The sequence below is a fragment of the Allorhodopirellula heiligendammensis genome (assembly GCF_007860105.1).
Taxonomy (GTDB): Bacteria; Planctomycetota; Planctomycetia; order Pirellulales; family Pirellulaceae; genus Rhodopirellula; species Rhodopirellula heiligendammensis.
Genome location: NZ_SJPU01000001.1, coordinates 893,839 through 908,032, shown reverse-complemented (window position 1 = coordinate 908,032; position 14,194 = coordinate 893,839). Strand labels below are relative to the sequence as shown.

Below are 14,194 nucleotides of genomic sequence, written 5' to 3'. Positions count from 1 at the left end.
GCCCCACTTCCGCCTCTCGAAGATCAAGCAGCAAGACTTACTGCTGGTCAAAAAGGTTGCCACAGGTCTCCAGGTTGGACCCGACATCGGGGCGAGCAAGCCAAATTCCAAGTAAGAGGTGTGGCTCCCCTCTCCGCTGCCAGGCGTATCGAAGAGCGCGGTAAAAGCCGGATTTTAAAAGATCGATTGCAGGCGACCGTCTGCCTAGACGGACGTGACCTAGACTGCGGAACATTGACTGATCGAGTCCTGGATCCCGTCATGCGTAGCGGATTGCCATGCGTGACGAATTGCGATCTATCCGCTGGTCACGTGATAAAAAAGCCAACTTGCTGGTTGGACTGGCCGCCTGACTTGCGGATAGATCGAGCATTGAACTTTCGCACCACACTCTGGCCTGTGTGACGAGTAATGCAGCAGCTGCGACGAATATCATTCTATTGCATAGTATCCGCGGGATTCTAGTACCGGCATGAACTGGTGACCACTTTGGGAACGCAGATGCACCGGCGGTTGCGCCCGTCCAGGGAATGAAAATTCCATCTTATATTTCAAGTATCTTCGCCTTTAACAGAGTGTAAAAAGTCGATCCCTCACGTCTGGTTCGCGAACGATTGAACGTCGACCGTCTCGAAAACATATCGTTTGGCGAAGCTACCTCCCTGATTGACGACCTCAAGCGTGGACCGGTCGACGTGCGGTGCTGCCTATCGAGCATCGCGTTTGAAGGCAGGGTGTCTACCTATCTCAAACGCGTAACACGGAGACTGCAGAAAATGGGAATCGCCCTGAAATTTAGCGAAATCCGGTGCCACCGAGGGCAGACGGTTACCGGGCAGGCAGCTCAATGACGGGCCGCAGACCGATGTTGCCGCTGCGGGTGTCGGGCTCGGAACTTTGCCGCCAATAAGACGTCGCAGAGAATGGCGGGTTGGAATAGCCGCCGCCGCGGATCACCTTGCGGGAGCCATCGGTTGGGCCTCTGGGGTCGGCTTTGCCGGATGAGGCGTAGAAACCCGGGGAAAACCAGTCTGAGCACCATTCGGCAACGTTCCCGTGCACCTGGTAGAGGCCGAACGGATTGGGTTGGAATGAGTTAACGGGTTCCAACTTCATCTCGCGACCGCTGATCCTGAGGGTGGCCTGATGCGGCCCGATCTCGTCACCGCTCCAAAATCGAGTCGTCGTGCCGGCTCGGCAGGCATACTCCCATTCGGCTTCGGTGGGCAGACGGACTTTACCGCCCTCCGGGATGTTCGTTCCGGAATTTGATAAGCGATCGCAAAAGTCGACGCAGGCGTCCCACGGAATCTGTGTGGCGGGAAATTTGGTTCCGTCGCCCGTGACGGGTGTCAATCCGCCTCCCATGACATCACGGAACTGCTTTTGCGTCACTTCGTAGGGGCTCAGGTAGAACGGCTGCGTGATCGTGACCTGATGAACCGGTCGACTGGCGGCAGCCCATTCCTGCTTGTTTCCTGGCATCATCGGCAGCGTTGCCGGCATGCCCATTTCAAAAGTGCCCGGCGGAATGAGAACGAACTCAAGCTGAAAGGCTCGATCGTTGGGCATCCCAACCGTGATCATCTCGGGAAGCTTTCGGTCGTTGCTCCAAGCCTGGCGAACGGTTGGAATGTCCGTCGCGGTGAGAGGTGCCGTTAACGGAGCCGAACCGGTGCTGGTCCCTTGGCTGATCGGCTCCTGCTCATTCGGGGTCTGCGCGGTATTCTCAGCAACCATCGGCGCAGCAATGGTCGGCTCGATATCGTTGTTTTTGGCGATGCGGTCCTCGATTCGTACCGTCAGCTGGTCTTGGCCTGTGACCGTGATGCTGGCGGGGCTGAGTCGACGATTGTCGGGGCCCTTGAGTGACAGCTTGTAAGTACCTCGATCAACGACGAACTTCGCCTGATCCCCAAGTTCAACCGATCGAACTTCCCCATCCTCGCTGGTGATCCGAACGACGTCACCGGGTTGGTGATTCTCGACAAAAACGGTGGCTTGGCGGTCAGTCTTGAAGATGATCTGAAACGCGGCGAATCCACCCGCTGCGAGCATCAACGCGACCAAAATTAGCCCGCCGATGCCGCGACGTTTTGGCTTCGGTTTCGGTTTCGGTTTCGGTTTTGCAGCGTCTGCCGGTACAGCTGTGCGTATGCGAGGGAATGCCCGCTCGGTCTCTTGAGTACGTGAAACCGGCGGAGGTGGCGGAACGATCGGAGGAGCGTCCACTTTCAACGGCGCGTGCGCTGGCAGGTCCGGATACTCGAGTTGCTCCAGCAGCACGATGACGGCGTAGACGCTTTGAAGGCGATCCTTCGGTTTCTGCTGCGTCAATCGCTCCGCGAGTGTGGTGAGCTTCTGGACGGGCTCGGTTCGCCTCGTTTCTGCGACAACTTCAGGCAACTTACTGAGTAAATACATCAGCACGCGGCCCACTGAGTAAATATCTGACCGGTGGTCGATCGAAACATTCCCCAGCGTCTGTTCGGGCGACATGTACCCCGGGGTCCCGGCCCGAGATCGCGGGACCGTCTTTCCGGATTCAGTCGCCAAAGTCAGTCCGAAATCAATCAGCTTGATCGTGCCGTCATGGAGCCGCATGACGTTTCGCGGCGTGACGTCCCGATGCACGAAGCCCTGTGCGTGAAGTTGATCCAGACCCCGGCAAGTACCGAGCAGAATCTCAATGACCTCGGCAGTCGCGCCGATCTTCTGGTGCTGCCCTAACTCGTGAAGCGACTCGCCTTCTAAGTATTCCTGGATCAGGTAGTGACACCCTTTGTCCTCCCAGGCATCGTGGGCCAGCACCAGGTTGGGATGACCCAATTGGCCAGCGGTCTCAATCTCTTTAATGAACTGGTCGTAGGCCGCCGGATCTTCCTGTCGGAAACTGCGAATGACTTTGACGGCGGCCCGCCGTTTCAGCTTCGTGTGCTGTGCCTCGTACACCTCACCCATGCCGCCCATGCCAATCAGCCGAGTGACGTTGTATTGCCGAATCGTGCACGGCAATTGGAGGACAGGTTCTCGCCGGGACGCATTGACCTTGTTCGAGAAGAAATCAACGACCGAAACTGCTGTTTCGTTGAGTAACTCCCTATCAGTGAAGACTTTCGCTTGTTTCAGGTCTTCCGGGGTGATCCCAGCGATCAAGTTGCGAAAGTTATCGTCTGGTTTCTCGATTCCAAAGAAGATCTGCTGGCATTCCGGGCAAGAATCCAAATGGTCATACAACTGGTCAATTTCATCGCCGTAGATTTCTCCCCTGCTAAGGCGAATCAAGTGCTCCCGCTCAGGGCAAGTTGGTGATGCGATCATTTGCAGACAACGTGTTTGAGTTTTCAGTCTTCGAGGAAATGCCCTAGCACATGCCTATCGCGTGACCGTAACACGAAATTGAGCAAACTATGACTTCGGGGCAAAATCATCCCTGAGGATTTCTCGCAGTTTCGCTTTGACTCGACTCACGCTCATGCGGATGTTTTCCAGCGTCACGCCCAGATCCGATGCAATGTCGGCAGGATCCTCATCATTCAACTCTCGTCGCTCAAACATCTCCCAGGTCTTGGGTTTGACCTTGCTCCGAACGATGTTCATCGCGGCACTGACCGCCTCTCTGAGTATCTTCAAATCCTCGTCGTTGCTTTGGCCCTCTTCGCCAGCGGAATGGTCCAGCATGGATTCGACCAAGGGATCCTCCACCGCGTCAAAGTAAGCAGGGTCAAACTCGAGTTTGCCCTCGGGCCGTTTTCGGCGGTAATCGGCAGCCTTCCAACGGATGATGTTCCGCATCCAGCCCCGAAACTTGCCCAGCTTGGGATCTCGTTCGAATTTACCGATACTCCCGTAAAGTGAGTTCAAAACGTCCTGTAGCACATCGTCGACTGCCTCGCGTGGCACCCCCTCGTGCCGAATGTAATACCTCAGCCATTTCGAGTAGACCGCAACAAACTCATTCCACCGCTCTGGCGAAAGCCCCTTCAAGTCAACGATCATGCTGGATCGAGTTGCCAATCTGGACTGAGATTGAGAGTGCGATGACGGCGTGGAATGGTCATCAAGTCGCATCGGAACCCCACTAAGTTCATCTTTCCCTGGTCTCTCGCTTCTCGTCATGCTCACGCTCCTGTCGCTCGGGATTTGAGTTTCTCGTACAGCCCCAGTTGATTCAGCATCAGACCTTACAGGCTTTCGTGGACTTCCGCTGAGTTCAATGCATTGCCGCTCAGGTCGACCTGCACATCCATCGCGTCGATGATTTTCTCAATCAAAACGACATTGTGATACCAAGGAATGCCAAGCAAGAACGAGGAAGACGGCTGATCCGGCTGGGCGGGCAATTGTGCCACGGCCTGCGGCACAATTGCCATCACTTCGCTTTTCGCGTCACCGGTTTGGCCACTGAGTCGAGGAATGTCTGCAGGTCCCTGCGACGAAACAACCGGTAGTTGTTCACTGGATTGACCTGCACTGCAATCTTTCCCTGCTTGACCCAGGCCCGTAGCGTGTTCTACGAGACGCCCAGGAATTCCGCCGCCTCTGCCGTCATCAAGTAATCGCTCAGTTTCTCGCTCATCTCTTCCCCCGTCAGTGGAGTGAGACCGTCGTGGTTTCTGCCCCCCAAAGGGTAACAGAGTCTGCGGAGGAACACAGCAAGGAAGGGCCGGCCCTCCAGTACCTGAGGCCCGAATCCCAGGGAGTCCTTGTATTGCCGCCGCATGCCCGTCAGCCATCACTTCGGCCTCGTCTGCAAATATCCCGTCGCATACATCGACTACGCCTCGCGTCCGGAAGCAGGGTGCTTCGAGGTAAAGTGTTCGGCGCCCACCGACGTCACGCAGCCGGATTGGGCTCAGTGACGCTTTGACTGCTCGGCTGCCTGTCGGCGGATTTTAATCTGAGACGGCACTTCAAAACCTGGCTTTTAAACCCGGATCGAAGGCAATCGTGGGGACCAGTCTTGCCTCAATCCGACGCGGCGTGCATTCGGGAAACCGTCCGGCAAGCAGGCGGTAAAGATACCTGAGTTTTCGTTTGCTCTGAGGAGCCCGGACACACCGGCCGGTCCCGGAGATCTTCAGCACGGATTGCCTTAATGAGTGCTTTGGCTCGCCTGTCGACATTCCCTTTGCTGAACTTGCCGTTGTCGCCCGTCACTTCAGCCATCAAGCCCTCTTCGCCCGCGTGCTCCTCGACCAACTCATGTAGTTCGCTCGACTCGGCTTCCTTTTCGATTTCCAGTTGCTGTAGCCGTTGCTGCCTCGTTCACCGCGAATGCAGCAGCGGCGAATCCGGACAAAGCTTGCATTTCGTCATTATCAATTGCGAAGTTGGCGTCAGCTTAGTTGGCTCCCATCGCTAAGGGTGTCCTTATCCCGTCTGAGGCCGCTGGAGCTTCTGTGAGTACTGAGACTGCCCCGAGGCAGCAGATTCCGCCAGTTGGAGCCAATCACGGCCCTGAAGCTCTCAACTGCGTCTCAGGGGCTTCGGCACTGCTACTAACCAGGCAATCCGAAGTCGGCGATCAGAATCAAAGGAAATAGGCTAGATGAAGCCATTGCAGGCCTTTTAACCCGCCTCTCTAGCTCTGCCAGCACGGCACCCTTGGAAAATTCTGGCACTTCGTGTTACGCCCCTGCGATAGGTATTGGGTGTCGCAGGCGAAGACGACTGGCCAGACGCGGAAATCAAGCGTGTCACGCTACGCCGTCCAAACCTGATGGACGTTTCAAACCCTCATTAAACGAAGGTAGTTTTAATGCATCAGCAACAACTCGCTGATCAACTACGGCAATCGTCGAGCGACTGCATCTCGACAGCACGTCGTCACGGATTATGGCGTGGTCGTCATCATCATCCGTCGTCCAGCGAACACGCGAATCCCGTCGCACTGGAGGCCCCTGGATGCCTCGTCAGTCCGAACCAATGTCTGGCCTGGAGTCACACTGACGAGGTCGGCATCGATGACATCGCAATAATCACGAAGAGCTGCTGGGGTGGACTCGCCGAGACCACGGCCGCCGCACTCGGTGACGTTGTCGAGGTGGAGTCAGGAGAGCACTTCTCCACTCACGGCGTTCAGTACGCCCACCAAGCCCCAGGTGACTACGATCAGGACGGCTTTCGCATCATCGTGAAACGCTAAGACTAACCGCTGAGCGGCAGGACCTGACTTTCACGGGTCCTGCCGCCGGGTTATGTAGAATTAGCGTAGTATGTCATTTACAATGACATAGTGGGGCACGTTAAGATGCCCATACGATTGTGTTGGTATTGATAGTGAGTCGCTTTCAGATACCTCTTTCAATTCCGGCTTTTAACCCGTGTCGTCTGGCCTGAAAGTTAGGTTAGATGACACGTTTTTTAGAGGCGTGCCATTTAACCTAACTTTCAGGCGGTCAAACTTGGAGTACTGAAAGCCGTTTAAATTCCGGCTTTTGAAACACCCAATCTTGAACTCTGTTTGACGACGTCTATCAATACCAACACAATCGTATGGGCATCTTAACGTGCCCCACTATGTCATTATAAATGACATACTACGCTAATTCTACAAAACTATCCCTCTAACCCTGAAGGTTCCTATGGTTGAGTCCCCTCGCCTTGTCGACCCTACTCCCTTGAAAGGGGTCGTCAGACACGCGTTCGCTAAATCCTCGTACCCGGCTCTCGCTCAGGTCACACGATCTTGCGTTACTGACGCGATGATAGCCAACCCTGAGTTACGCTGGATTCACAAGCATCTCGGGGCGACGCTGGCATTGCAGTTCGCGATTCGCGGTCACTACCTCAAGGCCATAACGTACAACTACAAACTGGCGAAGAAGTACACGTACGACATGAACTGCCCGCCTAGCGGGTTCGACGTCACCCCGTACACCAAGCTGTGCGGGAACTCTCGGGTGTGCCCTTGGTGCTTCTCTCGTCGGATGTTTGATGTGTTCAGAGTACTGACCGAGCCTTCACTTAGAGTCCGGAAGGTGAGCAAGATGGTGATCTGGAAGCGTAGCCTTCCGTTGACTGACGAACTCCCGTTCCTCCCTTCGACCCGTGGACCACACCAACGGTGTAAAGCCTTGGCGACCGCTCAGCTGATGATACCGACCTTCAACCCTCATACTCAGTCGTTCTACCTATCCCACGTTGGGATTCAGGTGGTCCCGAAAACCACTACCGGCGTCATCGACAAGGTGAACCATAAGAACGACGGACCGCCGTTGCACGTTAAGGAGGCACCTTCGTGTACCCATGCTGGCATCTTGATGGCACTTAAGGCCTCATCGCGGATCCCTTGGATGGATCTGTACGAGCCTGACAACTTCCCTCACTTCATTGACTTACTCGACATGTACCCGCGGAAGCAACTACTGCGGATCAGCCGATACAAACCCTAAGGATATCTCCATGGAGATTGACTCACCCCCGTTTCCGAAGGACTCGACAAGCCCGGAGCAACTGTTCTGGACGCTGAGTGCCCTTTTTGATTGGACACTGAATCAGGAGGCCTGGGCGAACATGGAGGCGTCAGGCCTGATGGGCCGAAAGTGCATTCCTCGACAATGGCCGATCCATCGCCTCCCTGAGGCCGCCAGGGGACTTCTCGTGGCCGGGCCTCTTTGCTCCGTTCGGCTTCCCGCGGCCAGGAGCCCGGCCTGACGGGGCCTGAAGGGATAGTCAACGTCGTTGGGGGTGCAAAAGCGATCAGCGATGCCGCTTCGACGGCGGTGGCGTCCATCAACCAATCCAAAGTCGCGATGTCGTCTCTGGCTTGGGTGGTGTAGTTGCCGCTGATATTCACCGCTGTGATGCCTCGTCACAAGCCGATCGCGTGTCGGTGCCATCATCACCTGAATGATGGCCCAGGCCACATCTGTCGGCCCGCTGGCTGCGATCATTCGCAGTTGGCGGGATTTTGGTTTGAGGCAGAGCGTGGGCGTGTGACGGGCGTGTCGGGTGTGCAGGGTGTGTCGGGTACTACTATAGGAAACGTGAAATTCAAAGGCGTTCACGGTTTCTATCGCAACGATGCCGATCGCCGCTTCGTGACTGAAGTCAAAGCCTGGGCCTGACGGTCCGTCTCGCTCGGAAAGTCGTACGCGGTAGGCCACCGGGTGGATCACAAAGCACGCCGTCTCTCGCTTGAGCACGTCCGATAGATTGATCAATTCAATGGCAGCCAGTCAGTGACTTTCTCACGTGCCTCCTGCCACTTTTGCTGACCGACCGACCATGCTGACTGAGCTCGCTCGTTGGTAAACGCTGACATGTCGAGATTCAATTCATTGGCAAGATCGCGGATCTTAACTGCGGCTGCTGGCACTTGCTGCTCGCCGAAGGCAATTGCCTTTTCCAGCATGCGTCCAAATCCAATCGAGGCGATATCTTCGCGCGAATAGGTTTCGCCCCTGCATTTACGAGACTGCACTTCTTTGAGTTTGAATTCCAGATTTTCCCAGCTCTTGGTGCCAAGCGTCACCTTCATATCGTCGCCGCACAGCCGAATCCGAAATCCCAGCCAATCCACCACGTCGCCTTTCGTCAGATCCAAGACGGCATCCGTCTGCGTCTCCTTTATGGGCATCCCGATTGCTGTGCCTCGTGTTTCCAATGCCTCGAAGGCAGCGATGGCCAACTGACGGCTGGGGCACGCGATCATGATGTCGTCAGCGTATCGGACCAGGCAGGTGTGAGGGAAACGTTCAGTCCACCAACGATCCAGGAAATGATCGAGGTACACGTTCATTGCCAGCGGGCTAATCGCGATCCCTTGGGGGATCCCTCGTTTACGATGAGTGTCCAGGATTTCTCGCACTAAGCACATCACTGATGAACCGTGCAGGCGAGAGGTGAGTACGTCCAGCAGCGGTTGCTTGGGCACCTGGCCAAAAGCATCGCGAATGTCACATGCCACCCAGTGGGTTAAACCTCTTTGCAACAGTTGCTCGGCAGCAGCGATGCCGTGCAAAACGGAGCGACCTGGGCGGAAACCGACGCTCAGTGGGTAAAACAATGGATCAACTAGCGGCTGCAAGACACTCGCCAAGGTGCGGGCGACAATGCGGGCTTCGGAGTTGGGCACTTCGATCGTGCGGAATCCAGAATTGCCCGGCTTGGCGATCTTGTACTTTTCGTACTTGCCTCGGCGAAAACGGTTCTCAGTCAGGTCACGCTGAAGTCCACGAAGCCAGTTCCACTTCGCGGAAGAATCGTGAAGAAACAGTTCCAAATCTGCATCACGACGGATCAGCTTGGGCATCAGCTTTTCCAGCGAGATATTGAGCATCATCGGATTGGCGACCGCCGCAAGCAACGTCTGACAGTGCTCATGTTTTTTGTCAGCGGAAACCAAAGCCCATTCCTTGACGGCCAGCCTATAAGCCTCGAGTGGCCCATAAAGTCCTCGGACACGATTGCTGAGATAGCAGCTTTGCAAACGCGAGTACTGTCGCTTCGCCTCGAACTCTGCAGCAGGCTCCGAAGTCTGAGCCTGGGATTTTGTCTGATCCTCCAGCAGTAATAGCTCGACCGCTACCTGTGTCTCTTTGGCGAGAGCGAGCGGGTTGAATGGAGGTCCTATCGTTTGCTTTGGCATGCGTATGCTGCAGTGTTGAAAACGATTTGTGGTACCCGGACTGAACGCGGACAGAAAATCACTGCGTTCAAGGCGTGGGCAAGAAATCTGCGATTGGCCTTACGGCGGAGGTAAGGCCATAAAATTTTGCAATGGGTCTTACGGCGGAGCCAAGGCCCGAAAAGCCTCTGATGCTTCCTCCCTTCAACCGACCAAGACGAATTCCGAGATCTCTATTGATCCCCTAGTAAAAGGAAAGATCAACTGTGCTCTCTTCAGCGTTCTAAGGGCCGATTGAAAATCTAACAGCGACGTAAAAGGTACGTCTTCAAATTTGTTCTGGATTCCCTCGCTGTTACGGGAACGTTTACCACCTCCTCTTTGTTTCTCGTTGTTGGTTATGCATTGCTTCATTGTCCTCTCTCCTTCGTTTCCCTGTCTCTGTTTCCAAATCGCTTTTTCGTTTCTGTGTCAGTGGAAAGAAGTAACTGTTCTCCGGTTGCTCTCGCTAACCTTGGCCGGTCCATCTCTGGATCAGCACTTGAACAATTCATGGAGAAGTGTTTCGAATCAGATGCATGCTTCAGTCAAAATGTAAAATCTGTTTCACTCCTGCTTTAACTTTCACTCCAGTTCTAAAAGCCGGATTTTAAATGGAGTCGACCAACTTGCTGATCTTGCCTTCCATCGCCTGGATATCCAATTTTGCTTGGGCGATAACGGTTGCTCGCATGTACTGGTTTGCCGGTATTCTATTCATGCTCGCCACGAGTTTCACGAATGTCTGTTCGTCCGGTGTGAATAAGACTTTCATCAATCGATTGGGTTTCTTCACGTCGCTGCTTTTGTTCGTTTTCATCGTTCAGCCTTTAGTTATAATTCTCGTGACCTCAATGCCTTCGCGGCACTAATTAAACGTAGGTGCTCAATATACCGTGGCGCATTACGTGGTCAACAAGATTGCAAAAAATACTCTCTCAAAACGAAAGCCGATCGAGTGAGTCACATCGGCACTGAACTACTGCCACGTCGCTAGAGAAATTCAATCGGATTCTGAGCCTCAATGACCCTCACGAACTGAAAGCCAAGACGAGCACTCACCAGGGGATCAACTCTGGACAGAAGCGATGCAGCAACCTCCTCACACTGCTCTTTGCACAGTGCGATGCTGATCCTTCTTTGGCTTCTCGAGCCACATGTTCTGTCGACGACTGCAAACAGGAGTTTGGATATCGTTCCTTGCTGAACCAACCAAAACTCCACGCATCACTCACGCGATCATCGAAAACGATCACATCGTCAACATGAACGATTCACTCACGTGGTACGCACGAAAACTGCCTGCCAGTCCTGACGCTCCCGCAAGGTCACTGGTGCTCGATAGCGAGAATCGCTCAAGAAGGCCCTGAACCGCTCAGCGGGGCTCGGTGGGTTCATTGCGGGCATCCTGGCAGTGTGTCTGCATGAACCGCCCAGGCATCGCTTCTCCGGGAACAAGACTCATTGCATTGTTCAATTGAGAAGCAGGAAGCTCAGTCGAAGTGCGTGACGAACGGACTCGATGATGGCTACCAGGCTTTCAGAACTGCGTTTAAAATCCGGATTTTGAAATGCAATTCCTGGTTCAGCGTCAGTGCTGAGACATCCGTGTATTTCAATACCACTTTTCCAGTCGTGGATTTATCGCAAGGTACTCCTTGGGGAGATCTTACCAGTCACCTGAGTCTCCCCATTGATCCATTGGAGTCAACGTCAGAAGATAGATTCTGCCGTTCGGCTCATCCTTATCCACGTACTTTTCAGGTTCATCGATTTTCGTGAGCAAGAAGCTGAAAAGGTCTCGCTGGCGGTCAGCCAGTACGGATGGTGAACAATTCTCTGAAACGTCCGTGCCCTGAAGGCTCTTTCCTTGCGAGTTACACCCCGCCAGGAATACGGTGACAATCAACCCGATGCAAAATCTGTCCAAAGAGCTAGGCTTCTTGGTGATTACGCTACGGCTCACGTGGTCGCTGGGCCGGACTGCACACTTCAGGAAACTTGACGTGGCGACTCACATGCAACCGATGATGCGTCACTCCCTGAAAGGATCCAGGCGTTCCCAAGTGTCATCATCGTACACGATCAGTGAATGCTCTTCCTCGACACCGTCGGGGCCAACTACTGCCGCGTCGTACCAGACGCATCCGTATTCATCGATGCGTGAAACCCTGACGACCGGCGATTGTTCGATGATGCATTCAATACTGTCAGCCGTCCAGCCCGCCATGTCCGTCTTCTCGGCAAGTTCTCGTTCGCGTTGTCGCAAGTCGTTCTCGGGAACACGCAGGATCTGAATGCGGTCGCCAACCTGAAGCGTCTTGGGATCGGGCATGCGGGGTGCTGGTTCCAGGTTTGAGCGACTAACTTATCTGCCAGTTGTCGTTGCGACGAGAACAGTCTGACGGCACAGCGATAGCAGTTTAACCTTCTCGTCATCTGCCGCGTTGAGGGACGGTCGACACGACGGTTGCGGTTGTTGGTGGGTTCGGGTTAGGTGCGTCGGGATTAAAATGACGATGCAGCATACCATCTGGCCCATCCCCGAAGCATGGGCCGAAAATGGACGTTGAGCCGACAACGTCAAACGGAGCGGAGTCCGAAGAAGCAGACGCGGCACGCAGATCGTCGGCGTTCGCAGTGAAATCGATCCAAACATGTTCGGTGAACCGGTTGAAGTCCCAGCCAGAGACACGGCCTCCACCAGCGTCGAAATAGGGTTTTAGGTCAGCCCATTGGCTTGGCCAGTCGCCATCGTGGTCGCTCATGTAGTCAACGAGCATGTCGGCGGCACCCCATTGAGCGTAAGCATCGTCAAGACGGTTCAGCGAAGCGATAGCAGCACCGACAATCGCGATGACGCCCAGTACGATCGCAACGGCAGTGCAAAGGAGGAGTCGACGCATCATGTTCAATGGATTTCAGGGACCAAAGCTAGAGATCACGGAGGAAGTGCGAATGGCTTGCATGCTGAGCAGCAAATAGGCCACCTGTCCTCCGGTGTCTGCCATAGTTCCGACTACATCGGATTAGCGAAAGTTGATGCTGGCAGCGAATCTTTGAATTCCACGCGCGTGATCTCCACTTCAAGCATTTTTGTACCGTCGGATGTTGCCGAGAATGCCATTGGCACCGGAATGCTGTCGATCTCCTCGTACTTACCGAGTCGAGTTTCGATGGTTGCATGAACGCCGGTGAGCGGGTCACCCGTCAACAAGAACCGGGAAAGCACCCTCCGTGGTCATCGCTCGTTACGACTGAGTTTCCACCTTAGTAAACCGACTCCTGCACGTTGCCGAGCAGGCAATGCTCGCGAGCGTGCGGTCTCGGCGATGACAGACGGACCTTCGGAAATGCGTTTTTCAAATCCGGCTTTTAAGGAGCGTTTTCGAGTATACCGCAGTCCAGAGATCCGTCTCCTCCGCTCGCCAATCCAACGATTGTTTGGGGGCGATCTCGACCATTTCGCTTGCTGCAAGTCGCCTACGGTCCAGCCAAGCTCGGCCCCCAAAACCATAGCTCGCCTGACTCACGATCCAGTTTACCGAAAGCTTTTGGCTTCATGCTAGAATGTCGCGGTGAGATGCCAAAATCCTCCGCTCCGTTGAGCCAAGAAGTGAACGCTTCAATCAGTAATCTCAGGCCCGCGCCAGTCATTTCAATTGTCGCAGTATCAGAGTCATGCCGGACGCTCATGACCCGTAAGTCTTCACGCTTGGGAACAACCATCAGCCGCAAGTTCGACATGGCTCGTTCGCGAGAACAAGCGGCGACTGTGAGCTTGCGTTGTGCTGGGCACTTCTCGCCCGTCAGTTCGTTCAGGGCATTGAGAATCGGTGATCCGGAATCCAGTGAATCGTGATGTAGGCAAAGCGAAGGTTCTGTGAAGCCGAGCTTTCCACAATGGACCCAGAGATCGATTTCAAGATTTGCAAATGCTGGTTTCATATCAGTCTCGCCCCCATTGCCGCAGGCTTCCTATCAGGCTGATCAATCGCTTGCTTTTTCGGCTTCGGGTGCTGATGTCGGATCCTCTGCGTGAACGAGGCCAGTGACAGCGAGCAAGCAAATGCAGATCAAGAGTCTCATCGATCGTTCCAGCTCAATAGGTGGGGAGTCGGATTTCAGTCGGACGACGCTCGCCAGCAGCGGGCCGCGACGAGCGATTCAGGTTCATCCACTGCGAAAAAACCTTGACACGCGGTCCCGTTGCATGGCTTTTCTATTCGCAGTACTCGTGTGGTGGTTTCGGGCTATTTGTCAATCCAGGATAAAGTGCAAAAATCATACACGATAGGTAAAAGACGTAGATGTAGCCAAGAAACACTAGATCCGATCTGGTTAAAGCACCCTCCGGCATCACGTTGGTGAGGATGATGACCGCGTCAACCAAAGCGAGCACAAGTATCGCACAGCACAACGCAACAAATTGGCCAGATCGAACGATACGTCCGCATCGGTTTATGGAGATGTGCCAGACGCCGACTTTGAAACGAAGAAAGAACGCGACAATCGGCAGGATGACAGCCATTACTTCGATGAGTAGTGGGACCTTCGGCACTAGCAATCTAACCGCAAATG

The 14,194-nt window shown here is 54.5% G+C and carries 12 protein-coding genes; 3 read left to right on the top strand and 9 right to left on the bottom strand.

Annotated elements, in window-relative coordinates; genetic code table 11:
• Positions 1-828 precede the first annotated feature (828 nt).
• The 3 genes from Poly21_RS03465 to Poly21_RS03455 form a co-directional block, all read right to left on the bottom strand.
• Positions 829-3,321, bottom strand: a complete 2,493-nt coding sequence (locus Poly21_RS03465) for a bifunctional serine/threonine-protein kinase/formylglycine-generating enzyme family protein (RefSeq protein WP_146405595.1) — start codon at positions 3,319-3,321, stop codon at positions 829-831.
• A gap of 87 nt (positions 3,322-3,408) precedes the next feature.
• The gene (locus tag Poly21_RS03460) at positions 3,409-4,017 is read right to left on the bottom strand and encodes an RNA polymerase sigma factor (RefSeq protein WP_302117399.1); all 609 of its coding nucleotides are present in this window, start codon (positions 4,015-4,017) and stop codon (positions 3,409-3,411) included.
• 167 nt (positions 4,018-4,184) lie between these two features.
• Positions 4,185-4,373 (bottom strand): hypothetical protein, encoded by a 189-nt coding sequence (locus Poly21_RS03455; RefSeq protein WP_146405593.1) that lies wholly within the window; start codon positions 4,371-4,373, stop codon positions 4,185-4,187.
• Between the two features lie 1,388 nt (positions 4,374-5,761).
• Between Poly21_RS03455 and Poly21_RS03445 the strand changes: the two genes are divergently transcribed.
• The 3 genes from Poly21_RS03445 to Poly21_RS03435 all read left to right on the top strand — a co-directional run bounded on the left by Poly21_RS03445 (position 5,762) and on the right by Poly21_RS03435 (position 8,072).
• Positions 5,762-6,148 (top strand): hypothetical protein, encoded by a 387-nt coding sequence (locus tag Poly21_RS03445; protein ID WP_146405592.1) that lies wholly within the window; start codon positions 5,762-5,764, stop codon positions 6,146-6,148.
• A gap of 559 nt (positions 6,149-6,707) precedes the next feature.
• Positions 6,708-7,397 (top strand): hypothetical protein, encoded by a 690-nt coding sequence (locus Poly21_RS03440; protein WP_146405591.1) that lies wholly within the window; start codon positions 6,708-6,710, stop codon positions 7,395-7,397.
• A gap of 411 nt (positions 7,398-7,808) precedes the next feature.
• Positions 7,809-8,072 carry a hypothetical protein gene (locus Poly21_RS03435; protein WP_146405590.1) on the top strand — a complete coding sequence of 88 codons (264 nt, stop codon included), beginning with the start codon at positions 7,809-7,811 and terminating at the stop codon, positions 8,070-8,072.
• Between the two features lie 92 nt (positions 8,073-8,164).
• Here Poly21_RS03435 and Poly21_RS03430 read toward each other — a convergent pair whose 3' ends face one another.
• From Poly21_RS03430 to Poly21_RS03405, 6 genes are all read right to left on the bottom strand, one after another.
• The gene (locus tag Poly21_RS03430; protein ID WP_146405589.1) at positions 8,165-9,595 is read right to left on the bottom strand and encodes a reverse transcriptase/maturase family protein; all 1,431 of its coding nucleotides are present in this window, start codon (positions 9,593-9,595) and stop codon (positions 8,165-8,167) included.
• A gap of 628 nt (positions 9,596-10,223) precedes the next feature.
• Positions 10,224-10,433, bottom strand: a complete 210-nt coding sequence (locus tag Poly21_RS03425) for a hypothetical protein (RefSeq protein WP_146405588.1) — start codon at positions 10,431-10,433, stop codon at positions 10,224-10,226.
• A gap of 1,215 nt (positions 10,434-11,648) precedes the next feature.
• Positions 11,649-11,948 (bottom strand): hypothetical protein, encoded by a 300-nt coding sequence (locus Poly21_RS03420; RefSeq protein ID WP_146405587.1) that lies wholly within the window; start codon positions 11,946-11,948, stop codon positions 11,649-11,651.
• 100 nt (positions 11,949-12,048) lie between these two features.
• Entirely contained in the window at positions 12,049-12,522 is a 474-nt protein-coding gene (locus tag Poly21_RS03415) for a hypothetical protein (RefSeq protein WP_146405586.1), read from the bottom strand.
• A gap of 110 nt (positions 12,523-12,632) precedes the next feature.
• Positions 12,633-12,845 carry a hypothetical protein gene (locus Poly21_RS03410; protein ID WP_146405585.1) on the bottom strand — a complete coding sequence of 71 codons (213 nt, stop codon included), beginning with the start codon at positions 12,843-12,845 and terminating at the stop codon, positions 12,633-12,635.
• A 251-nt stretch (positions 12,846-13,096) separates the two neighbouring features.
• The gene (locus tag Poly21_RS03405) at positions 13,097-13,561 is read right to left on the bottom strand and encodes a hypothetical protein (RefSeq protein WP_146405584.1); all 465 of its coding nucleotides are present in this window, start codon (positions 13,559-13,561) and stop codon (positions 13,097-13,099) included.
• Positions 13,562-14,194 lie beyond the last annotated feature (633 nt).